Annotated in this window: 22 protein-coding genes; 14 read left to right on the forward strand and 8 right to left on the reverse strand. The window is 65.5% G+C overall.

The genetic code is table 11. The features are described 5' to 3' along the window. Nucleotides 1-57 precede the first annotated feature (57 nt). Nucleotides 58-1,614 (forward strand): thermosome subunit alpha, encoded by a 1,557-nt coding sequence (gene thsA, locus DU502_RS05920; protein ID WP_121920907.1) that lies wholly within the window; start codon nucleotides 58-60, stop codon nucleotides 1,612-1,614. A gap of 4 nt (nucleotides 1,615-1,618) precedes the next feature. Here the strand turns inward: thsA and DU502_RS05925 are convergent, their stop codons facing one another. Further along, nucleotides 1,619-2,398 (reverse strand): SAM hydrolase/SAM-dependent halogenase family protein, encoded by a 780-nt coding sequence (locus tag DU502_RS05925; protein WP_121920906.1) that lies wholly within the window; start codon nucleotides 2,396-2,398, stop codon nucleotides 1,619-1,621. Then, nucleotides 2,395-2,910, reverse strand: coding sequence for a nicotinamide-nucleotide adenylyltransferase (locus DU502_RS05930; RefSeq protein ID WP_121920905.1), 516 nt, complete (start codon nucleotides 2,908-2,910; stop codon nucleotides 2,395-2,397). The genes DU502_RS05925 and DU502_RS05930 overlap by 4 nt, the downstream gene beginning before the upstream one ends. Before the next feature lie 166 nt (nucleotides 2,911-3,076). Here DU502_RS05930 and lonB point away from each other — a divergent pair, with 166 nt between their 5' ends. Together lonB and DU502_RS18170 are read left to right on the forward strand one after the other, a co-directional pair. Next, nucleotides 3,077-5,194, forward strand: a complete 2,118-nt coding sequence (gene lonB / locus DU502_RS05935) for an ATP-dependent protease LonB (RefSeq protein WP_121920904.1) — start codon at nucleotides 3,077-3,079, stop codon at nucleotides 5,192-5,194. A 1-nt stretch (nucleotide 5,195) separates the two neighbouring features. Further along, the gene (locus DU502_RS18170; protein ID WP_166033642.1) at nucleotides 5,196-5,969 is read left to right on the forward strand and encodes a CPBP family intramembrane glutamic endopeptidase; all 774 of its coding nucleotides are present in this window, start codon (nucleotides 5,196-5,198) and stop codon (nucleotides 5,967-5,969) included. Nucleotides 5,970-6,050: 81 nt separating this feature from the next. Here the strand turns inward: DU502_RS18170 and DU502_RS05945 are convergent, their stop codons facing one another. Next, nucleotides 6,051-6,494 (reverse strand): MGMT family protein, encoded by a 444-nt coding sequence (locus DU502_RS05945; protein WP_121920903.1) that lies wholly within the window; start codon nucleotides 6,492-6,494, stop codon nucleotides 6,051-6,053. A gap of 75 nt (nucleotides 6,495-6,569) precedes the next feature. On the opposite strand from DU502_RS05945, the gene trpC reads away from it, so the two are divergent. The 9 genes from trpC (at nucleotide 6,570) to DU502_RS05990 (ending at nucleotide 14,435) form a co-directional block, all read left to right on the forward strand. After that, on the forward strand, nucleotides 6,570-7,325 hold the full coding sequence (gene trpC / locus DU502_RS05950; RefSeq protein WP_121920902.1) for an indole-3-glycerol phosphate synthase: 756 nt from the start codon (nucleotides 6,570-6,572) through the stop codon (nucleotides 7,323-7,325). Continuing rightward, nucleotides 7,322-8,572 (forward strand): tryptophan synthase subunit beta, encoded by a 1,251-nt coding sequence (trpB, locus tag DU502_RS05955; protein WP_121920901.1) that lies wholly within the window; start codon nucleotides 7,322-7,324, stop codon nucleotides 8,570-8,572. Before trpC ends, trpB begins: the two co-directional genes overlap by 4 nt. Next, nucleotides 8,569-9,414, forward strand: coding sequence for a tryptophan synthase subunit alpha (trpA, locus tag DU502_RS05960; protein WP_121920900.1), 846 nt, complete (start codon nucleotides 8,569-8,571; stop codon nucleotides 9,412-9,414). Before trpB ends, trpA begins: the two co-directional genes overlap by 4 nt. 23 nt (nucleotides 9,415-9,437) lie before the next feature. Continuing rightward, nucleotides 9,438-10,229: a 2-amino-3,7-dideoxy-D-threo-hept-6-ulosonate synthase gene (locus DU502_RS05965; protein ID WP_121920899.1), complete on the forward strand. Its 792-nt coding sequence runs from the start codon at nucleotides 9,438-9,440 to the stop codon at nucleotides 10,227-10,229. 51 nt (nucleotides 10,230-10,280) lie between these two features. After that, nucleotides 10,281-11,456 carry a 3-dehydroquinate synthase II gene (locus DU502_RS05970; protein WP_121920898.1) on the forward strand — a complete coding sequence of 392 codons (1,176 nt, stop codon included), beginning with the start codon at nucleotides 10,281-10,283 and terminating at the stop codon, nucleotides 11,454-11,456. A gap of 76 nt (nucleotides 11,457-11,532) precedes the next feature. Further along, entirely contained in the window at nucleotides 11,533-12,291 is a 759-nt protein-coding gene (locus DU502_RS05975; protein ID WP_121920897.1) for an MBL fold metallo-hydrolase, read from the forward strand. Between the two features lie 44 nt (nucleotides 12,292-12,335). Then, entirely contained in the window at nucleotides 12,336-12,992 is a 657-nt protein-coding gene (locus DU502_RS05980) for a YkgJ family cysteine cluster protein (protein ID WP_121920896.1), read from the forward strand. A 52-nt stretch (nucleotides 12,993-13,044) separates the two neighbouring features. Continuing rightward, nucleotides 13,045-13,443 carry a TRAM domain-containing protein gene (locus tag DU502_RS05985; protein WP_121921016.1) on the forward strand — a complete coding sequence of 133 codons (399 nt, stop codon included), beginning with the start codon at nucleotides 13,045-13,047 and terminating at the stop codon, nucleotides 13,441-13,443. Nucleotides 13,444-13,505: 62 nt separating this feature from the next. After that, nucleotides 13,506-14,435: a hypothetical protein gene (locus DU502_RS05990; protein WP_121920895.1), complete on the forward strand. Its 930-nt coding sequence runs from the start codon at nucleotides 13,506-13,508 to the stop codon at nucleotides 14,433-14,435. Here DU502_RS05990 and DU502_RS05995 read toward each other — a convergent pair. Then, nucleotides 14,432-16,153, reverse strand: coding sequence for a radical SAM protein (locus DU502_RS05995; protein WP_121920894.1), 1,722 nt, complete (start codon nucleotides 16,151-16,153; stop codon nucleotides 14,432-14,434). The two genes, DU502_RS05990 and DU502_RS05995, sit on opposite strands and share 4 nt — an antisense overlap. 167 nt (nucleotides 16,154-16,320) lie before the next feature. Further along, nucleotides 16,321-17,916 (reverse strand): hypothetical protein, encoded by a 1,596-nt coding sequence (locus tag DU502_RS06000; RefSeq protein ID WP_158601174.1) that lies wholly within the window; start codon nucleotides 17,914-17,916, stop codon nucleotides 16,321-16,323. Nucleotides 17,917-18,240: 324 nt separating this feature from the next. Here DU502_RS06000 and DU502_RS18175 point away from each other — a divergent pair, with 324 nt between their 5' ends. Then, nucleotides 18,241-18,399, forward strand: a complete 159-nt coding sequence (locus DU502_RS18175) for a DUF7559 family protein (RefSeq protein WP_166033644.1) — start codon at nucleotides 18,241-18,243, stop codon at nucleotides 18,397-18,399. After that, nucleotides 18,396-18,848 carry an Hsp20/alpha crystallin family protein gene (locus DU502_RS06005; protein WP_121920893.1) on the forward strand — a complete coding sequence of 151 codons (453 nt, stop codon included), beginning with the start codon at nucleotides 18,396-18,398 and terminating at the stop codon, nucleotides 18,846-18,848. Before DU502_RS18175 ends, DU502_RS06005 begins: the two co-directional genes overlap by 4 nt. A gap of 39 nt (nucleotides 18,849-18,887) precedes the next feature. Here the strand turns inward: DU502_RS06005 and DU502_RS06010 are convergent, their stop codons facing one another. The 3 genes from DU502_RS06010 to DU502_RS06020 all read right to left on the reverse strand — a co-directional run bounded on the left by DU502_RS06010 (nucleotide 18,888) and on the right by DU502_RS06020 (nucleotide 21,125). Continuing rightward, the gene (locus tag DU502_RS06010) at nucleotides 18,888-19,487 is read right to left on the reverse strand and encodes an NUDIX hydrolase (protein WP_121920892.1); all 600 of its coding nucleotides are present in this window, start codon (nucleotides 19,485-19,487) and stop codon (nucleotides 18,888-18,890) included. Nucleotides 19,488-19,554: 67 nt separating this feature from the next. Next, nucleotides 19,555-20,037, reverse strand: a complete 483-nt coding sequence (locus DU502_RS06015) for a DUF7109 family protein (protein WP_121920891.1) — start codon at nucleotides 20,035-20,037, stop codon at nucleotides 19,555-19,557. Further along, a complete protein-coding gene (locus tag DU502_RS06020; RefSeq protein ID WP_121920890.1) occupies nucleotides 20,034-21,125 on the reverse strand; it encodes a glycosyltransferase family protein in 1,092 nt (363 codons plus the stop codon). Before DU502_RS06020 ends, DU502_RS06015 begins: the two co-directional genes overlap by 4 nt. Nucleotides 21,126-21,188: the final 63 nt, after the last annotated feature.

The following is a 21,188-nucleotide window of genomic DNA, read 5'->3' on the forward strand; positions in this document are numbered from 1 at the left end:
TCCGACAACGCATATATAGAACCGCAAGCGTCTGTCTCTCTGTCTATGAGTACCCGTATGCAGCAACCGCTGTACATTCTGACCGAAGACACGCAGCGGACCCAGGGCCGAAACGCTCAGGATTCGAACATCCGCGCGGGGAAAGCCGTCGCGAACGCCGTACGCACCACGCTCGGGCCGCGTGGGATGGACAAGATGCTCGTCGACGCCTCCGGCACCGTCGTCGTGACCAACGATGGCGCGACCATCCTCGGCGAGATGGACATCGAACACCCCGCCGCGAAGATGATCGTCGAAGTCGCCGAGACACAGGAGGAGTCGGTCGGTGACGGCACGACCACCGCGGCCGTCCTCGCGGGCGAACTCCTCGCCCGCGCCGAGGATCTCCTCGACAGCGACCTCCACCCGACCGTCGTGGTCGAAGGGTACGACGAGGCCGTCGGCATCGCGCTGACCGCCATCGGCGAGATGACACTGGAGGCCGACCTCGACGACGACCTGCTCGCTCGCGTCGCGGAGTCGAGCATGACGGGCAAGGGAACCGGCGACGTGTCCGCGGAGATTCTCGCGGAGCGTGTCGTCGCGGCCGTTCGCCACGTCACCACTGACGGCGACATCGACCACGACAGCATCCACATCACCACGCACACGGGCGCGAGTTCGAGCGCGACCCGCCTCGTCGAGGGCGTCGTCGTCGACAAGGATCCCCTCGTCGACGCCATGCCCCGTTCCGTCGAGGAGGCGACCGTGGCGGTCGTCGACGTCAAACTCGACGTGCGCAAGAGTTCGGTCGACACCGAGTACGCGATCACCAGCGTCGACCAGCTCGACGCGGCGCTCGACGCCGAGGAGACGGAACTCCGCGGCTACGCATCCGCCCTCGCCGACGCCGGCGTCGACGTGGTCTTCTGCACCAAAAAGGTGGACGACCGCGTCGCCAACCACCTCGCCCGTGCCGGCATCCTCGCGTTCGGCAACGTGAAGGGCAGTGACGCGACGGCCATCGCCCGCGCCGTCGGCGCGCGTCGACTCGGCACCGTGGCCGACATCGATCCCGACGACCTCGGCTACGCCGACTCGGTCGACATCGAACGCTTCGGCACCGACGACCTCGTGGTCGTCGAGGGCGGCGCGGCCGCCGCGGCCGTGACGCTCCTCCTCCGGGGCGGCACCGAACACGTCGTGGACGAACTCGAACGCGCGGTGACGGACGCCGTCGACGGCGTCGTCGCCGCGGTAGAATCGGGCGGCGTCGTGCCCGGCGCCGGCGCGACCGAAATCGCCGTCGTCAGCCGCGTCCGCGAGGCGGCCGCGCGGATCGCCGGCCGGAAACAACTCGCCGTCGAGGCGTTCGCCGACGCCGTCGAGGCGCTCCCGCGCACGCTCGCAGAGAACACGGGCATGGACCCCATCGACGCGATGGTCGACCTGCGCACCCACCACGAACGCGAGGGCCGCGCGGGCATCATCTCCGGCGGACGCACCGGGAGCGTCGGCGACCCCGTCGAGTACGGCATCCTCGACCCCGCGGCGGTGAAGCGGGAGGCCGTCGGCTCCGCGGCCGAGGCGGCGACGATGATCCTCCGTATCGACGACGTGATCGCGGCGCGCTAAACGCTCAGGCCACGCCGTCGATTTCTACCGTATTCCCCGGCGAGAGGCCGAACCACTCGTCGCCGCGGCCGCCGTTCACGTCGCACTCGACGTAGCCGTGGCTGCCGACGACGACCAGCGGACTGCCGGGATCGACGGCGCCGAACGTCGCCCCGACGGGGACGCGCTGGCCGTTCACACGGACGACCTCCCGGCCGTCGAGGAAGTCGCCGGGAACGTTCGTGACGACGTTGCCGAAGTCGTCGACGGCGAGGACCCACCCATCGGCCCGGTCGTCCTCGACCGTCGCCTCCGGAAGCCGGCAGTCGACCGGCCCGTCGATTGCGGTCAGGCGGTCGTGGGTTCCGAGGGCGCCGACGCCCGCGTCCGCGACGAACTCGTGTATCGTCGCCGCGAGCGGGGCGAACACGTCCCGGCCGTGGAAGGTGCTGGAGGTGGGTTCGCCGGGGTCGGCGTGGAACCAGTCCACGTCGGCGTCCGCGCCGTCCGCGATCCGACGCACTGCGGGTGCGAGCAGACCGTTGTCCGGGCTGACGAATGTGTGTTCGCCCGCGCGGGCGACGAGGACGCCGCGGTCGGTGCCGACGCCGGGATCGACGACCGCAAGGTGGGTCGCCGGCGGGAAGGTGGGCAGGACTTCGCGGAGCCAGAAGGCCGATTCGCGGATCGCCCCGCGGGGCAGGTCGTGGCTCACGTCGACGAGGCGGGCGTCCGTCCGCCGCAACAGGGCGCCTTTCATCGCGGCCGGATACGGCGTGCCGAAGTCGGACGCGAGCGTGATCATGGGCCGTTGCTGTCGGTTTCGCTCACCCGTTGGATACGCTCGATGCCGCCGATTTCGTCGATGACCTCGACGACCGCGTCGGGGACGAGATGCTGCCACTCGCCGCCCTCGATCATGCGCTCGCGGAGTTCCGTCCCCTCTAGCACATCGCGGTTGAACATGGGTGACTGGCGCACCTCGACGCCTGCCTCCTCGAACAACTGGATGACGAGCGGGTTGTTGGAGTAGGCGAGGTCGAAGGAGGGCGACATGCTCCGGACGTGGCTCACCCAGACGGAGTTGCGGTCCAGATCCTCGATAGGGACCACGTAGGTCGTGAGATCGAATTCGGCGACCGATTTCGTGACCATCATCACGCGCTCGCCCGCCGTGAAGGGATTGCGCGTCGTGTGCGAGTGGCCGGCGCTCCCGATCCCGAGGACGAGTTCGTCGACCTCGTCGACGATCTCGGCGACCATCCGGTGGTGACCGTCGTGATACGGCTGGAACCGGCCGATGTAGAACCCCCGCATGATGACGACGTGTACGCGAGCATTTATAAAATCCGCGAGTCGTCGGCTCGGCGGAATTCGGACGGAAGCGGGGTTCACACCGCCGAAGCTGGCCTTCACCAATGATGTCCGGGGGGAGAAAGTATATCAGGCGCGCACCCTTCAGTTCGACCAACGATACCGTTCTATGAACGACGACACGAACACGGACGAGCGCCCGGCCGGCGGCGCGGAGCGGGTCGACGACGACCCGCCCCGTGAGGACTCCGGCGGGGCCGACGAATGGGAAGACGACGTCCCTGTCCCGTCCGACCCGGACCCCGGCGACGACCCGGGTGACGGTGCGGACGACGGGTCCATCGACGACCTCGGCAGCGACGTTCAGATCGACGCCGAAATCGACGAGGACGCGGAGGACGACCTCCTCGGCGGGCTTCAGATCGACTCGACCGCCGAGATCAAAGTTCCCGACCGACTCGTCGACCAGGTGATCGGACAGGAACACGCCCGCGACGTCGTCATGAAGGCGGCCAAACAGCGCCGTCACGTCATGATGATCGGCTCGCCCGGGACGGGCAAGTCGATGCTCGCGAAGGCGATGAGCGAACTCCTCCCGAAGGAGGAACTGCAGGACGTCCTCGTCTACCACAACCCCGACGACGGCAACGAACCGAAGGTTCGGACGGTGCCCTCGGGGAAGGGCGATCAGATCGTCGAGGCCCACAAGGAGGAAGCCCGCAAGCGCAACCAGATGCGCTCGTTCCTCATGTGGATCATCATCGCCATCGTGCTGGGCTACTCCCTCATCATCGCCGGGAACATCCTGCTCGGCATCCTCGCGGCGGGTATCATCTACCTCGCGTTCCGCTACGGCTCCCGTGGCTCCGACGCGATGATCCCGAACCTGATCGTGAACAACGCGGATCAGCAGACGGCGCCGTTCGAGGACGCGACGGGTGCCCACGCCGGCGCCCTGCTGGGCGACGTGCGCCACGACCCGTTCCAGTCCGGTGGCATGGAGACGCCGTCCCACGACCGCGTGGAGCCGGGGGCCATCCACAAGGCAAACAAGGGCGTGCTGTTCGTCGACGAGATCAACACGCTCGACGTGCGTTCCCAGCAGCACCTGATGACGGCGATTCAGGAGGGCGAGTTCGGCATCACGGGCCAGTCCGAGCGCTCCTCGGGCGCGATGGTCCAGACCGAACCCGTCCCCTGTGACTTCATCATGATCGCCGCGGGGAACCTCGACGCGATGGAGAACATGCACCCGGCACTCCGCTCGCGGATCAAGGGCTACGGCTACGAGGTGTACATGGACGACACCATCGAAGACACGCCCGAGATGCGCCGGAAGTACGCCCGGTTCATCGCGCAGGAAGTGGAGAAGGACGGCCGCCTGCCCCACTTCACCGACGACGCCATCGAGGAAGTCATCCTCGAAGCGCGCCGTCGCGCGGGCCGGAAGGGTCACCTGACGCTCGAACTCCGTAACCTCGGCGGCCTCGTCCGCGTCGCGGGCGACATCGCTCGCGCCGACGACGCCGACTACACGACCCGCGACCACGTCCTGCAGGCGAAGGGTCGCTCCCGCAGCATCGAACAGCAGCTCGCGGACGACTTCATCCAGCGCCGCAAGGACTACGAACTGCAGGTCAGCGACGGCTTCGTCGTCGGCCGCGTCAACGGCCTGGCCGTCATGGGCGAGGACTCCGGTATCGTCCTCCCCGTCATGGCCGAGGTGACGCCCTCGCAGGGCCCCGGAGAGGTCATCGCCACGGGACAGCTGAAGGAGATGGCGCAGGAGGCAGTTTCGAACGTCTCCGCCATCATCAAGAAGTTCTCCGACGAGGACATCACCCAGAAGGACATCCACATCCAGTTCGTCCAGGCGGGTGAGGGCGGCGTCGACGGCGACTCCGCCTCCATCACTGTCGCGACGGCGGTCATCAGCGCCCTCGAAGGCGTCGGCGTCGACCAGTCGCTCGCCATGACCGGATCGCTCTCGGTCCGCGGCGACGTGCTCCCGGTCGGCGGCGTCACGCACAAAATCGAGGCCGCCGCCAAGACCGGCTGTACTCGGGTTATCATCCCCGAGGCCAACATGCAGGACGTGATGATCGAGGACGAGTACGAGGAGATGATCGAAATCATCCCCGTCAGCCACATCAGCGAAGTCCTCGACGTGGCGCTCGAAGGCGAGCCCGAGAAGGACTCGCTGGTCGACCGCCTCAAGCAGATCACGGGCTCCGCGCTCGATCAGCAGAGCGTCAGCAAGGGCCCGAGCAGTCCCAGCCCGCAGTAAGGTGCCCGAGTGGACGGCGTTCGCCGGCTTCGTCGGCGTCGTCCTCGCCGGACTCCTCTTTCTCGCACGCGCGTCGACGCAGGCCGTGACGGCACCGTCCGCATCGTCGGCCGAGACGCAGACCTCGGAGTTTCCACCGACCCTCACCGAGCGCGTCGTCGACGCGCCGGACCGTGACGCCCGACCGGTCGACTCCGGCGACGGGGCGCTCCATCTTTCGACGACCGCCCTGCTGGTGAACGTCGTCGTCTCGCAGGGCCTCTTTGCCACCCTCCTCGTCGTCGGTATGTGGGTGGCCGCTGTCCCCGTCTCGTCGCTCGGGCTCACCGTCGACGCCCTGTCGCTCGGCGCCGGCGTCGGCCTCGGCGTCGTGCTCCACGCGATCAACACGCTCGGCTCCCGTCTCAGCGAGCGGTTCGACCTCGGGGACGCGACGGCGCTCCGGGAGGCGATGGCGCCCGACTCGGCCGGAGGCTGGGCGGCACTGCTTCTCGTGGTGCTTCCGCTCGTCGCCGGCTTCGAGGAACTCCTCTTTCGTGGCGTGCTGATCGGCACGTTCGCCACGGGATTCGGCGTCTCGCCGTGGCTGCTTGCCGCCGTCTCCTCCGTCGCCTTCGCTCTCGGTCACGGCGCGCAGGGGCGAGCCGGCATCGTCGTCACCGGGCTACTCGGGTTCGTCCTCGCGGCGGCGTTCGTTCTCACGGGGAGTCTGATCACCGTCGTCGTCGCCCACTACCTCGTGAACGCGCTGGAGTTCGTGGTGAACGAGCGGTAGTTCATAGAGATTATCGGAAGTCATCACAGATTCTCGCCGGGACGATCCGGCGAGAATCTATGACAGTTACGATAACCCCTATCAGGATTCGAGGTCGCGCAGGCGTTCGGTCACCGCGGACGGCGTCGCGCCCGGCCCCGCGACCCGGTGGTCGGGGATGAAGAGGGGGGCGGGGTTGGCCCGCAGCGCCTCCCGGACGGTGTCGAGGTCCGCCTCGTCCTCGTCGTCGAGGCCGGCGAGTCGCGCCACCCGTGCCACGTCCACCGTCTCGCCGTAGGGGACGTTTCGAACGGCCTCCAGCACGGTTCGCTGGTCGGTCGGCACCGTGAGGCCGACGGTCACGTCGTCGAAGTGATCCTCGGCGCCGTCGAGGTAGTCGAAGACCCGGTCCAAGAGGGAATGCTCGGACTCGGCGTCGGCCGGCGGCTCCTCGGGAAAGGAGACGCTGATGACGCGGTCGGCCACGACGCCGATCTGTACGGCCCGGCCGAGCGTCGGCGACTCGCGTGCGTAGATGCCTTCCATACGTAAGCGGTGGCGCGGTCCACCCAAAAGTGGGACGCAAGGCTTATGTGCAAATCAGTCCGTTAGTGTACAATGATGGACGCTAATGGTGAAGAACTGGCGCCCGCGGTGCGCTCGATACTGGCGGCCGCCCGGGACCGGGCCGGTGGCGAGGAACGCCTGTCGGTCGACGCCCGGTCGTTCCCGGCCGCCGTCGCGGACGCGGAGGCGGAGGGGCGGGTGCCGGTGATCGCGGAGGTGAAGCCGACCAGCCCCACGACCGATGGGCGGCGCGACGACGAACCGGTCGACCTCGCACGAGCGATGGTCGACGGCGGCGCGACGGCGATTTCGGTGTTGACCGAACCCGACCACTTTGGGGGGACGCCCGAGTCGCTGGCGCGGATCCGGGAGGCCGTCGACGTGCCCGTTCTGCGCAAGGACTTTATCGTACAGGAGTCCCAACTCGACCTCGTGGCGTCGGACCTGATCCTGTTGATCGCGCGGTTCGTGGACGACCTCGACGCTCTCGTCACCGCGGCCGAGGAGCGCGGCTTCCAGCCGCTCGTCGAGGTGCACACCCGCGAGGAACTCGACCGGGCGCTCGAGGCGGGGGCGGACCTGATCGGCGTCAACAACCGCGATCTGGCGCAACTCGAAGTCGACCTCGACACCTTCGAGACCATCGCGCCCCACGTCCCCGACGACGTGACGCTGATCGCGGAGAGCGGGATCGGGTCGGCCGCGGACGTGCGGCGGATGCGCGAGGCGGGCGCCGACGCCCTCCTCATCGGCAGTGCGATCATGGACGGTGACGTAACCGAGAACGTGCGGCGATTTACGACAGCATGAGCTCCGAAACAGGCAAATTCGGCGAGTACGGTGGACAGTACGTTCCCGAGGCGTTGATGCCCGCAATCGAGGAACTGGAGGACGCGTACGAGCGGTACGTCCTGAACAACGAGGACGGCTTCATGGACGACTTCCGTGAGCGGCTGGCGGATTTCGGCGGGCGCCCGACGCCCCTCCAGCACGCCAAGCGGCTCTCGGATCGCTACGACTGTGACGTGTATCTCAAGCGCGAGGACCTGCTCCACGGCGGCGCACACAAGCTGAACAACGCGCTCGGGCAGGTCCTCCTGGCGAAGTATATGGGGAAAGAGCGCATCATCGCGGAGACGGGCGCCGGGCAGCACGGCACGGCGACAGCGATGGCGTGTGCCCACCTCGGCATGCCCTGCGAAGTGTACATGGGCCGGCGTGACATCAACCGCCAGCGCCCCAACGTGTTCCGGATGCGCCTCAACGGCGCCGAGGTGAACCCCGTGACCGTGGGCCGCGGCACGCTGAAGGAGGCCATCAGCGAGACGATGCGCGACTGGGCGACCAACGTCGAGGACACCCACTACGTCATCGGCTCGGTCGTCGGCCCCCACCCGTTCCCGGCGATGGTGCGGGACTTCCAGCGAGTGATTTCGGAGGAGGCACGCGAACAGATCCGAGAGAAGGCGGGCCAACTTCCCGACTCCGTCGTCACCTGTGCCGGCGGCGGATCGAACACCATGGGCGTCTTCGCGGAGTTCGTCGACGACGAGGACGTGGGCCTCTACGCCGTCGAGGCCGGTGGCAGCAGTCTGGAGGTAAACGAGGAGGAAGGCGTCGCGCCCAACTCCGCGACGCTATCGACGGGGACGGAGGGCGTCCTCCACGGGTCGCGGACGCGTGTATTGCAGGACCGCGACGGGCAGATCATGGAGTCCCACAGCGTCTCCGCCGGCCTCGACTACGCCGGCGTCGGCCCCGAACTCGCGGATCTGACCGACCGCGGGCGCGTCACGGCTGTCAACGTCGACGACGACCGGGCGCTGGAGGGGTTCCACCGTCTCTCCCAACTGGAGGGCGTGATCCCTGCCCTCGAATCCGCACACGCCGTCGCCTACGTCGAGGCACACCACGACGAACTCGGTGACGTGGTCCTCCTCAACGTCTCCGGGCGCGGCGACAAGGACCTGGAGACGGTTCTGGAGGAGACCCACAACCGCGACATCGAGAACGCCCCCGACATCGACACCTTCGCGGCGACGGGGGGATTCCAGTGAGCCGTATCTCGGCGGCGTTCGAAGACGGTCCGGCCTTCATCCCCTATCTCGCCGCCGGCGACCCCAACTACGAGGCGTCGCTGTCGTACGTGGAGGCGCTCGAACGCGGCGGCGCGGACGTGATCGAACTCGGTCTGCCCTTCTCCGAACCTATCGCGGAGGGGCCGACCATCCAGAGCGCCATCGTCCGGTCGCTGGAGGGCGGCATGACGCCCACGCGCTTTTTCGAGTTCGTCGAGGACCTCGACGTGGACGTCCCGCTCGTCTGCATGACCTACTACAACCTCATCTACCAGTTCGGCGACGACGAGGAACGGGGGCCGGAGGCGTTCGTCCGCCGCGCCGCGGAGGTGGGCATCGACGGCTTCGTCGTCCCCGACCTGCCGGCCGAGGAAGCCGACCCGTTGCGCGAGGCGTGCGATGCTCACGACTGCGAACTCATCTTCATCGTCGCGCCGACGACGAAAGGGGAGCGCCTGGAGCGCATCATGTCGCAGGTGTCGGGCTACGTCTACGTGCAGGCGCGACTCGGGACGACCGGCGCGCGGACCGACCTCTCGGATCAGACCGACGCGAGCCTCGAACGGATCGCCGAGTGGGACGTTCCCAAGGCGGTCGGCTTCGGCATCTCGTCGGGCGACCACGCCCAGCGAGTGATCGAGGCGGGCGCTGACGGTGTCATCGTCGGCTCCGCGCTGGTCGATATCGTCGCGCAGGGCGTCGAACGCGGCGATCCGCCGGTGACGGTCGCCAATCGTCTGGAGTCGAAGGCCCGGGAACTCAAGGAGGGCGCACTCCGGGGGGCACCGTCGGACGAACAGCCGCATCCGGAACGTACATAAGCGCCACTGGTACAGGGTAACACATGAATACGGGAACACGCGCACGCCTTCAGCGCATCTCCACGGACGACCGCTTCCTCATCGTCCCCATGGACCACGGCGTCACCATGGGGCCGGTGAAGGGGCTGGTCGACATCGAATCGACGATCGACGCCATCACCGACGGCGGCGCGGACGCCGTCCTCACGCAGAAGGGCGTCGCGCCGCGCGTCCACGACAACAAGAACGGCGCGGGCTACATCGTCCACCTCAACGGCTCGACGAACATCGGTCCGGACGAGGACGACAAACGCCGGACCGGAACGGTCGAGGCCGCCCTCCGCGCCGGCGCCGACGCCGTCTCCTTCCACATCAACGTCGGCTCGGAGTACGAACCCGAGCAGATGACCGACCTCGCTCGCGTCACCGAACGCGCCGAGGAACTCGGCCTGCCGACGCTCGCGATGGCCTACGCCCGCGGCCCGGGCATCGACGAGGACGACCCCGAGGCCCTCGCTCACGCCGTCCGCCTCGCCGAGGAACTCGGCGCCGACGTGGTGAAGACGGGCTACAGCGGCGACGGCGAGAGCTTCACCCCCGTCTGTGAGGGGACTCGTCTGCCCGTCGTCATCGCCGGCGGGAGTCGCGGGACGGATCGGCAGACGGTGCGGATGGTCCGCGGCGCGATGGACGGCGGCGCCGCCGGCGTCTCCATGGGTCGCTCCATCTTCCAGCACGACGACCCCGGCGCCATCACGCGCGCCATCTCCGCGATCATCCACGACGACGCGGGCGTCGACGAGGCGCTGCAGCGCGGCGGTCTGCTCGAAGCCTAACCCGACCCGCTATCCGCCACGTTGAAGCCACGGCGTCCCGAGTTCCCGGTAATGACACGGAGCGTGTGGCTGAAGGCCGACGGGGACGTCGGCGACTGGGAGACGCGGAAGGAGCGTATCACGGCCGGCCTCGAAGCCGGTGTCGACTGGGTACTTGTCGACGAGGCCGACGTGGCACAGGTGCGCGAACTCGGTGACGTGAACGTGGCGGCGTTCCGGACGGACGCGGATCTCGTCGAGGACGCCGAACCCGAGCGACCGGACGCCGACGCCTACATCGTCGGCAAAAATGGGGAAGGTGACGGCACGGTCGACCTCCCGCCCGACTTCTCCGGCTCTGCCGACCTCTCGACGCTCCGCCGCGACGACGACCGGGCGCAGGGCGCCTACGTTCGCATCTTCAGCGAGGATTACGAAGCCTTCGCCGAGGCGGCCGCGAAAGACGCCGAGTACACCATCGTCGTCGGCGAGGACTGGACGATCATCCCCCTCGAAAACCTCATCGCGCGCATCGGGGAGGAGACGGACCTGATCGCCGGCGTCACGAGCGCCGAAGAGGCCCAGACCGCCTTCGAGACGCTGGAACTCGGCGCCGACGGTGTCCTCCTCGATTCCGGCGACCCGGACGAGATTCGGTCGACCTGCGAGGTGCGCGACGCCGCCGAACGCGAACACCTCGACCTGCAGTACGCCGAGGTGACGAAAGTGGAGCGAACGGGCATGGCCGACCGGGTCTGTGTCGACACCGGATCGCTCATGGAACACGACGAGGGGATGCTCGTCGGGTCGATGTCACGCGGGCTCTTTTTCGTCCACGCCGAGACAGCGGAGTCGCCGTACGTCGCCTCCCGGCCCTTCCGGGTGAACGCCGGCGCCGTCCACGCCTACGCCCGGACGCCCGGCGGCGGGACGACGTACCTCTCGGAGCTCCAGAGCGGCGACGAGGTGCAGGTGGTCGACACCGACGGCAACACCCGCGAGACGGTCGTCGGCCGCGTCAAGATCGAGAAACGGCCCATGTTCCGCGTCCAGGCCGAAGTCGAGACGGAGGAGGGCGTCGACCGCATCGAAACGCTCCTCCAGAACGCCGAGACGATCAAGGTCCACACCCGCGAGGGCCGGACCGCCGTCACGGATCTGGAAGCCGGCGACGAGATGCTCGTCTACTACGAGGACGTGGCCCGGCACTTCGGCGAGGCGGTCGAGGAGAGTATCATCGAGAAGTGAGGGCCGTTGTAACTGTTTCCCGCCGGTTCGCCGCCCCGTCCCGGCGAACCGGTGGAACTGACTTACAACGGGCCTCATGACAGTGAAGCGGATTCCGGTCCCGACCGAGACGACCGCCGGCGGAGAGACCAACGCCTACCTCGCGGGCACGGTCCTGATCGACCCTGCCGCCCGCACCGACACCCTCGACGCCGCCGTTGCGGAGCGGAGAGTGGATCACATCGCCATCACCCACGCCCACCCGGACCACGTCGCCGCCGTCGCTCACTACGCCGCCGAGACGGGGGCGACCGTCCACGCGCGCCGTGGCCGCGAAGCACGATTCGAGGCCGCCACCGGCGTCGTCCCCGACCGCACCTTCGTCGAGGGTGAGCGAGTAGGTGATCTGACCGTCCTCGACACGCCCGGTCACGCGCCGGACCACGTCGCGTTCGAGACGGCCGGGGGTATCGTCTCTGGTGACCTCGCTCGCGCGTCGGGGAGCGTCGCCGTCGCCGCACCGGAGGGTGACATGCGCGCGTACCTCGTCGCCCTTCGTCGCCTCCTCGCTCGCGACCCACCGCGCCTGTTTCCGGGGCACGGCCCGACCATCGACGACCCGCGGGCAACCCTGCGTCGGCTCTACGATCACCGTCTCGACCGGGAGCGCCGGATCGAACGCGCGGTGCGGGCGGGCGCCGACTCCGTCGACGCCGTTCTCGACGCCGCGTACGATCAGGATCTGACCGGCGTGCGTGACCTCGCGGCGGCGACGGTGCGCGCCCACCTCGACAAACTCGCCGCCGAGGGGCGGGTCCGGTTCGACCGGGAGACGGGACAGGTCGGAGTGGCGTAGCCCCCCAGCGACGGTCTTTTGTCCGCTCTCCGTCCACGCCCGGTATGGAGTCGCTCGAAGCCGAACTCGACCGGGCGCGGGAGTTGGAGGTGAGCGAGTTGGCCGACGCCATCGAGTCCATCGGCTTCGAGTGTACGCGATGCGGCGCGTGTTGCAAAAGCGAGGGAGACGATCCGCACACGGCCACGGTGTTCCCCGACGAGGTGCGCGAGTTGCAGGCGGCGACGGACGACGATTACGACTGGCGTGACGTGGCCCGGCCCATGCCCTACGGCCTCTCCGAGGGACCGGACGGCCTGGAGGGCGAGACGTTCGAGTGGGCGCTCCAGACGGACGCTTGCGGCGACTGCACGTTTTACGAAGAGTCGGAGGGCCAGGGGCGGTGTACCGTCCACGAGGACCGGCCGCTGATCTGTGAGACCTACCCCTTCAGCGTCGCGCTCGGAGGGACGAGCCAGCCGATGGGCGAGGCGGTGGACGAGGCGGGGATGGTCCGCGCCCACGAATGTGAGGGTCTCGGCCGCGACATCGCCCGCGAGGATGCCGAGGAACTGGCCCGGGCGCTCAAAGAGCGAGCGATCAGGGAGCTAGAGGAAGCCATCGGCGTCCGCGATTCGTACCGGCCGGTCGAGCGCGAGGCGGGTGAGGTAGTCGTCTACGACTCCGAGGGACCGAAAACCCGCGACGGAGCGCCGCATTGACGGCGATACACCTTTAACCATCCCGACACAGGTTGGCATGGAGGTTTACACTGTGGAGATCTCAGATAACCTGTTGTGTCTGTTCAGCGCGCGTGTGCGGTCGGAGGACGGATCGTACGTGATCGAGGTACCCCAGCGAGAGATCGAGACGGGGTCGGTCGATCCCGACGAAACGTACCGGGTCGCACTCATCTCCCGGGAGCGGGCGGAGACGGAGGAGACGGTCGAGTCCGAGACGCCCACGTCCGAGCCTCAGCCACCCGTCGAGGTCGGTGAGATTCGGTACGTCGAGATCGAAGATATCGGCAAACAGGGCGACGGCATCGCCCGCGTCGAGCGCGGCTACGTCATCATCGTCCCCGGCGCCGAAATCGGCGAGCGCGTCAAAATCGAGATTACCGAAGTCAAATCCAACTTCGCGGTCGGTGAGATCATCGACGAAGACTTCTGACGACGCGTGCCGTTCCGTCCTCCCGCCCAAGACCTATGCCGACGGGTACGTGAACACCCGCTATGCGCCGCCGTGCCCTCCTCTCCCTCGGCCTGACGGCCGCGACGGCTGGCTGTCTCGGCCCAGCGTTCGGATTCGGTAGCGACTGCCCTCGTGGTGCCTCGCTCCGCTTGCGCCCCACGACCGACGCGGACACCGCCGAGGGTGCCAGTGATCGGATCGACACGCTCTCCCCGCCCGAACGCGAGGCTATCGCGGCCGCCCTCGACGGCGACGAACCGACGATGTGGCTGCCGGAGTCGGCCTCTGAGCCGTTCACCAGTTCGACGTACTTCGCCAGCGACGGGACGTACTACGCCGTCGAGACACCGCTCGTCACGACCGTCGATCGCATCGGCTATGGGGTCAAACTCGACGCCGGCCCCGACGTGGACACGAGCGGTCGTGCCGTCGCCTTCGACGACCTGCGGGAAATCGACCGTCTGGCGCTGTTCGCGCTCCTCGGCTACCCGAACAGTCGCGAGATGGAGAAGTTCGAACGCGCCCGCGCCATCAGCATCGGCGGCACGCTCGTCTTCCCCGACGACGAGACGCAGGCTCGCTCCGAACTCGCCCCGGACCCGGCCTACGACGTGATCCGGATCGGTGCACACGACTTCCGGTTCCAGCTCGTCGAGACGCGGGACGCGGTGGTCGAAACCCGTCGAGTCGACGTGGAGAGCGTCGCCACGTCCGCGAGCGAACTCGCCGCCATCGTCTACGACCGCTACGGGATCGACCTCGACGAGCGTGTCCTCTCCGCCGAGCAACGCGAGATCATCGAGACGGCCATCGACGAGGGCTACGACGAGTGCGCGCCGTACACCGACGCCTACGCGGACCTGCAGTCGATGCTCGGGGGCACCGACTTCGACGACGACGGCGAACGCGTCGACTACGCCAACTACCGGGACCGCTGGTACTTCGTCCAGCTCTCGGAGTACGTCGCCTAGTCGGCCGACCCCATCGACTCGACCGCCGCGAACCGGGACAGATCGGCGTCGACCTCCACCTCACCCAGTGAGGTGTAGGGCCGATTCACGACGATGTCGCCGGCCGTCGACCGGCCCACGCCCGGGAGCGTGGTGAGTTCGTCCATCGACGCCGCGTTCAGGTCGAGTGGGTGCGGGACGCCCGTCACCGAGCGATAGCCGTGATCGACGATCGCCACGTCCATCGTGGTTCCCAGTTCTCGTTTGCCGGGCACGGCGACCAGTAGGGGGTACGTTCCTAGCTGTCGGCCGAAGGTCTTCCCGCCCTCGTGGTACTCCAGATGCACGTTCGGTAGCACGGTCCCCGGCGGGGCGACCCGGCGGAGCATCGGCTGGTCGATTTCCTCGCGCACCTCGCGTTTGTACCGCTTGAACTGCTTCTTGTGGTCGCGGGCGATGTCGGCGCCGGTGTCGCTCATCTCCGTCCCCGCGAAGGCCATCACCTGCCGGATGTTGATCCGGCGGAGCATCAGCCCCTCGTCGTACACGCGCTGGAGGAAGCGCTTGTTGTGGTCGAACGTCTCCTCGCGCTCTCCGGCGAGGCCGTGGACGAGGTTGATGCCGGGGAGGAGTTTCGGGAGGCGGTTCGCGGCACCGTCGCCGGTCGTCGGGGCGTCGGCCGGATCGTCGCCCGGCCGCCACCCCGCCTCCTCGTTGACGACGCGCACCGCTTCCAGACACTCGTCGGCCGTGACGAGCAGGTTGTTCTCCTCCTGCACGACCGGGTCGGCGGATTCGAGGCCGAAGGCGGCGGTGTCGCCCGCCGTGTTGTGTTCGGCGATGATCCGGATGGCCTCGCGGGATTTCTCCGGATAGTCGACGATGGTGACGGGGTTCATGTTGTCGAGGTGGAACGTCCCCAGATCGGGCGCCACCTCGCGGATGCCGCCGTACAGGCGGCGGAGGGCGTCCGGGTTGGGTGCCTCGCCGTCGCCGCCGAAGGCGAGGATGTCGGCCTGTCGGCCCAGCCGGAAGTGACGAACGCCCCGGTCGTAGAGTGCCTCGACTTCGCGGACGACCGACTCGGCCGAGCGGAAAGCCGGGTTGCCGTACAGCGGTTCGGTGCAGAACGAACACCGGTAGGCACAGCCCCGCGAGGTTTCGAGTTCGGCGATCAGGTAGTCGGGGTGGTTGGGGTGGTCCTCGACGATGAAGGCGCCTTTCGCGGCCCAGCGGTCGAGTTCCTCGTTGTCGCGCATGCGGTCGCCGAACCCCTCCAAGCCACTCGCTACGAGGTCGTGGGCCGCCGCCTCCACGTCCCCCTTGGCCACGAAGTCGTAATCGAGGTCCTTGCGCTCCATGTCCTGCGCGCCAGCGTTCTCCTCGCCGACGCCGAAGCGGACGGGGCCGCCCATGAGCGTCGTGCCGTCCGCGGTCCACGCCAACTCCCGCACCTCGTCGGGTTCGGCGGGCGTGCCGCCCACGTACTTTCCGGGGACGGTCATGCCGCCGAGGTAGATCAGGAGGTCGGGGTCGGCCACGTCGCCCCACTTCGACCGGTCGTCGCGGAGTTCGTCGATGGTGTGATACGCGATCCGCGACTCGGCAACGCCGGCGTCGACCAGTGCGCCGGCGGTGAAGCGAGGGTACGTCGAGACGTACGGCGGGACCCCGAAGTGTGCGGGTTCGTCGACGTAGCCGTCGACGATGGTAACCGTGAGATCGGCGGGGTCGTTCATACGCCTGCGTTCGCGGTCGACGCGTAAAACCGTGTCCGTACCCCAGCCAAAAAGAATTAAATATCAGCTTAGGAATACTGTATTCGATAATCCTCTCTCCCCTGACTGGCTTATGATTTTGAGATGTGCGAGTTAAGATCTAATTAGTGTCAAATAAAGGTGATATGTCAGATGAATTTCGGCGCTTCTGAAGCAAATAAGGAAAAAAATTGTAATAGTGAAGACAAATTGGCAGCATTATTTATTTCCCTGTCATATTTATCTAATATTCCACTAGAGGTACCTCCGAGTTCTTTCACCTTATCTAGGAAACCCACCGGTTCTTCTGACGAATTTTCAACTGCTTTGATTTTTCTCATCAATTCCTCCTTGTCTTCGTCGGGTAGTTCTGAGTCTTCAATTGAGTCGCGTAGAATTTGGACATTATCCAAAATGACTGGCCTAATTTGGTTGACAAATTTAGCACTCGCCTTAGCCATTGAGGTTGCTTCAACTACGTTTTCTATTTCGATACTAGTCCCCTCTCCAATACCGAGCATCTCTTTTCGAAGTTTTTCGTGCTCATTTTTTAATTCGTTTAATTCTTCGTATTTTCTTTTTGATTCTTTAGCAGTTCTAATCAATTCTGGAATCGTTTCACGGGCATAATTTCGCATCATATCGCCATAATCCGGGAACACCGAAATATCCGCTTCAGAAATATTATCCGCAGCATTTTCCAATTTTAGTTTAGCCTCTTCAAACTTGTCGATAGCTTTATTAAATTCATCGTTGCGCAGATGAATTTTGCCAGTAGAGACGATTTGCCTCGAATAGGCATAATTTTCTAAACTTCTAATAAGATTTTTATAAGATTTCTTAATATCTTGTCCAATAAGTTCTTTATCATCATTATCAAACATATGCTGCATGTTATCTTCTATCTTTTTCGCTCTCTCTATTGCTTTATCAAATTCGTCAACGGCAAGTGAATCATTCGTGTTCTTTGAATAATAGATTCCTTGCGCGAGATAATGGTAAAATTTTGCAAGTTCAAAAAAGAATTTGTCGTCGTAGCTGCCGATATCCCGATCTCCCTCAGGAAACATTGCATATGCCTTGCTAAAATGATTCGCAGCATCAGCTGCATCTCGTTTCTTTAAATTATCGATTCCCAATGCTATTTGTTTCCAACCCATCAACAAATTTTGCTCGTCGTCGTCGCAAAGTTGGGTCTGTTTTTCACAAGAGTCTATTGCGTTCTCGATTTGCTTGACTGCTTGTTCAGTAGCTCCTCTGGCTAAACTAAGTTCTCCTTTTTGCATAAATTTTAATTTCTCCGATTCTAACGCAAATTCTTCCAATATATCTTTCTTTTCTTCAACAAAACCTTCTATATTATCTACGTCTTCTAATACTTGATTGATATGGAGATCTTTGTTAGAATCTCCTGTTGATATTACATCAAGCAACTCATTAATGTGTGCTAGTGAGTCTCTATAGAATTCTTCCGCATCAGATAATGCTTCTGCTGCTTGGTTAGGTTCCAATTGTGCCGCTAATCTTGATCCAAGTGAAAGTAATAAATCTGCCTGCTTTTCCAGTGCTTTTGAACAAATAAGCATATCGTACGTGTTTCTCTCTCCAGAATCTGATAAAATATCTTCAACTTTCTGACCGTGTATTAGAACATATTTTTTTAATTCTTCTGGTGGGAGAGTCATATACTCCGACAGTTCCATACTAGTGATCTCACTCAAATTCGCAGGTAGCTCTTCGGTCATATGACGTGATATGTGCCCTACACTAATGGTTTTTCTGTAGGTCAACACGGTAGTGTTTAGACAAGCCAGCGAAACTGAGACCACCTTGAAAGCCCCGCCCGGCGGCGGCCGATTGGCCTGCCGAAGCGGGCAGGACTGAAAGGGGTCGGTGTCTCGGCGTGCCCGGACGTTCACGAGAGCTCCGCTCTCGTGAGCCAACCAGAAGCCTCCGGGGTCTGGGGACGCCGGGGGATTTCGAGGTGTTCTCAGTTTCGCTGGCTTCTCTGAACACTACACGTCACCGCCTCCACGCCACTTATGCCGGTCGCAGCACTATCCTCGACTATGCCCGCGACGAAGGAGATCAAATGCACGAGCCCCGACTGTGAACTCGACATGTTCGAGAACCACTACACGTACGATATCGCCGACGACCACACGGTCGGCGACCTCTCCTGTCCGCTCTGTGGCGGGACCGACTGTCTCGAAGAGATCGAACTATGACCGACTTCAAGGAGTTCGGCAAGTCGGCGGCCAACGCGGTACTGGAGCGGGTCGGCCGCGGTGTCGGCAAGGTGCAGGAGCGCAAACCCCTCCCGTACGACGTACTCGAATCCGACGACGCGTATCTCGTCGTCTTCGACGCGCCGGGCGTCACCCGAAGCGACGTGCAGGTGCGCTACGTCGAGGGCGAGGTGCAGGTGCGACTCGACCGCTTCCGCGACTTCCACGAGGGCTTCGAGATGCGGTTCCCGGGTCGCGGGCTCTCGCTCGACGGCCGCGCGCGCCTCCCGCCGGACGCCGACGTGGACGCTGGCGAGGCGTCGGCCACCCTGAGCGACAACGGGACGCTCCGAATCGAGGTGCCGAAGCGGGCGGGCGGAACGGACGTCGAGGTGCGCGAGGAAGAGCCGGCAGCCGAAACCGAGGACGAACCGGACGAGTCGGAGTAGTCGGACGGGCACGTCGTCCGGGAACGTACTGAGCGACTATTAAACAGGGAAATCGGCGTCCGGATCGACTACCCGATCCACTTCTGGCGGCATCTCCCAGTCGGTCGTGAGTTCGAGCAACTGGACGAGCATCCGCCCGGTCGCGCCCCAGACGGTGTAGCCGCCGACGCGGAAGAAGTGGAGTCTGATCTCGCCGTAGTAGTGGTGATCGCGGCGTTCGGATTCGTAGTTGTCGAGGTCGGTCAACTCCTCGACCGGGAGCATGGCTATTTCGGCCACCTCGCGCTCGTCGGGGACGTACTCGCGGTCGGGGACGCGCGAGACGAAGGGCCGGACGCTGTAGTCACTGACCGTCGGGATGTCGTCGAGGCGGCCGACGATGTCGATTTCCTCCGGTCGCAGCCCGATTTCCTCGTCGGCCTCGCGTCGTGCCGTCGCCTCCAGATCCCCGTCGCTGGGTTCGCGGCCGCCGCCCGGGAAACTCATCTGTCCCGGGTGCTGGCCGAGGTGGTCCGCGCGCTTCGTAAAGAGGAGGGCGTCGCCATCGCCACGGTCGACGACGGGCGCGACGACCGCCGCTTCGCGCTCGGCGTCGTCGATGCTCCGTGGCGTGTGGCGCGCGACCGCCGACAGATCCATGCGCATGTGTGATTGGGTGCCCCGATACGGGGCGGACGTTACCCCACCTACGAGCCGGGGGGTGGTTTCAGTTGCGGTTTTCGAGCGCGTCGTCGAGTCGTCCCCGAACGTCGCTCACGTCCGTCGCGCCCCACGTTTCGAGATCGTAGCTCACGTCGAGTAGGTGCTCGATCCGGTCGGTGTCGTCGGCGTCGACGGCCCGAGCGGCGTCGGCGCGCAGGCGACGCTCCGTCGCCTCGACGACACCCTCGTCGTCGACGTCGCGGTTCGGGGCGTCCATGATGTGCGGGAGGTCATCGGCGCCGTCGGGGAGGGTCGGGAACGCCACCGGGCCCGGCGCGAGGAGCGTCTCGTCGTCGCGCTCGACGGCGACGAGGTAGTAATCGTCGATAGCGGCGTCGACGGCGGCGTCGATAGCGTCCTCGTCGACCTCCTCGCCACGTTTGAACGCGAGTTCGCCGAGCGCCGCTTCGAGTTCGGCGCGGGTCAGTGCGCCGAAGAGGTCGACGACGCCCGCGAGTTCGTCGCCGGTTGCGGTGGGGATGCTCATCGGGCCGCCTCCAGATCCTCGGCGGCGGCCGCCGCGATGCGCGCCGGCGAGAGCGGCGCGTCGGTCCACGGCGGCAGCCGTCGGTCCGTCCCCGGCGGTTCGATGGCGTCGACGTACGCCTCGATCTGGTCGAGTTCGTCCCCGCGGTCGTACGTGAGTCCGTTGAATCCGGCGTCGAGTTCGTAGCTCCGAACGAGCGAACGCGCCGCCGCCTGGTATCGGTCGGGAAGCGTGTCGTAGTCCGGGTCGACGCCACCCTCCTCGACGACCCGGAACAGCGCCGAGCCGACGTGCCGGCTCATATCGGAGAGGCCGGTCGGCCCGTTCACCGACCGGTGGTCGTGTTCGTACGTCCCCAGATCGACCTGTGCGCTCCCGTCGAAGCCGGCGTCGTCGAAGGCGTCGCCGAGGGTCCCGATCTCCAGTCCCCAGGAGCGTTGCGGGCGGAACTGCTCGGCTAGCGTCGTCGTCGCCGCGAACTCGCCGGCGAGCGCGTAGCGGAACGACTCCAGATAGCGGAGGATGGACGCGTCCCCCCGCTCGCTCAGTGCACGAACCAGCGGGACGAAAAACAGCCGGAACAGGCGACCGTAGAGACGGTCGTTTTCCACCCGGGCGTAGTACCCCTTCGAGAAGTCGTAGCCGTGGGCGAGGGGGTAGAGGAGACGCGGCACGTCGGCACGGGAGTAGGTCTTGGTGTCGGCGTCGTGGACGACGACGTACTCCCGGTCGAGTGCCTGCCCGAGGCCGAGCCACACGTCGCGGCCCTTCCCGAACTCGCCGTCGAGTCCGTGGTCGTCGAGGAGGGCCTCCAGGCGAGGCCCGTTACACCAGAGGACGGTCAATGAGAGATCGAAGTCGTCGAGCCAGTCGTAGAAGGGGCCGACGCGCTCGGGGGCGGCCCGGAGCGGGACGACGACCTCGCCCGGATCGACGCGTTCGAGTTCCGAGAGGACGCGATCCGGCGCCAGCCCGGCGTACTCCCGTTCGGTCATGGGGACGACGACCGCCGCCCGGTCGATCGGCGCCGTCGGCGTCGGATCGGTCAGATCGTGGAGCGTCGTCACGCGTTCCTGGACGTACTCCATCACGTTTCCCTGTGTACGGGGAGGACAAAAGCCCGAGGATGCCGAGGTGGTCTACGGATCGTC

This window comes from Haloplanus aerogenes, assembly GCF_003856835.1.
GTDB lineage: Archaea > Halobacteriota > Halobacteria > Halobacteriales > Haloferacaceae > Haloplanus > Haloplanus aerogenes.

Coding starts and splice junctions, on each gene's coding strand:
- thsA (WP_121920907.1), top strand. CDS start 58: ATGCAGCAACCGCTGTACATTCTGACCGAAGACACGCAGCGGACCCAG.
- DU502_RS05925 (WP_121920906.1), bottom strand. CDS start 2,398: ATGATCACGCTCGCGTCCGACTTCGGCACGCCGTATCCGGCCGCGATG.
- DU502_RS05930 (WP_121920905.1), bottom strand. CDS start 2,910: ATGCGGGGGTTCTACATCGGCCGGTTCCAGCCGTATCACGACGGTCAC.
- lonB (WP_121920904.1), top strand. CDS start 3,077: ATGAACGACGACACGAACACGGACGAGCGCCCGGCCGGCGGCGCGGAG.
- DU502_RS05945 (WP_121920903.1), bottom strand. CDS start 6,494: ATGGAAGGCATCTACGCACGCGAGTCGCCGACGCTCGGCCGGGCCGTA.
- trpC (WP_121920902.1), top strand. CDS start 6,570: ATGGACGCTAATGGTGAAGAACTGGCGCCCGCGGTGCGCTCGATACTG.
- trpB (WP_121920901.1), top strand. CDS start 7,322: ATGAGCTCCGAAACAGGCAAATTCGGCGAGTACGGTGGACAGTACGTT.
- DU502_RS05965 (WP_121920899.1), top strand. CDS start 9,438: ATGAATACGGGAACACGCGCACGCCTTCAGCGCATCTCCACGGACGAC.
- DU502_RS05970 (WP_121920898.1), top strand. CDS start 10,281: ATGACACGGAGCGTGTGGCTGAAGGCCGACGGGGACGTCGGCGACTGG.
- DU502_RS05975 (WP_121920897.1), top strand. CDS start 11,533: ATGACAGTGAAGCGGATTCCGGTCCCGACCGAGACGACCGCCGGCGGA.
- DU502_RS05980 (WP_121920896.1), top strand. CDS start 12,336: ATGGAGTCGCTCGAAGCCGAACTCGACCGGGCGCGGGAGTTGGAGGTG.
- DU502_RS05990 (WP_121920895.1), top strand. CDS start 13,506: ATGCGCCGCCGTGCCCTCCTCTCCCTCGGCCTGACGGCCGCGACGGCT.
- DU502_RS05995 (WP_121920894.1), bottom strand. CDS start 16,153: ATGAACGACCCCGCCGATCTCACGGTTACCATCGTCGACGGCTACGTC.
- DU502_RS06000 (WP_158601174.1), bottom strand. CDS start 17,916: ATGACCGAAGAGCTACCTGCGAATTTGAGTGAGATCACTAGTATGGAA.
- DU502_RS18175 (WP_166033644.1), top strand. CDS start 18,241: ATGCCCGCGACGAAGGAGATCAAATGCACGAGCCCCGACTGTGAACTC.
- DU502_RS06005 (WP_121920893.1), top strand. CDS start 18,396: ATGACCGACTTCAAGGAGTTCGGCAAGTCGGCGGCCAACGCGGTACTG.
- DU502_RS06010 (WP_121920892.1), bottom strand. CDS start 19,487: ATGGATCTGTCGGCGGTCGCGCGCCACACGCCACGGAGCATCGACGAC.
- DU502_RS06015 (WP_121920891.1), bottom strand. CDS start 20,037: ATGAGCATCCCCACCGCAACCGGCGACGAACTCGCGGGCGTCGTCGAC.
- DU502_RS06020 (WP_121920890.1), bottom strand. CDS start 21,125: ATGGAGTACGTCCAGGAACGCGTGACGACGCTCCACGATCTGACCGAT.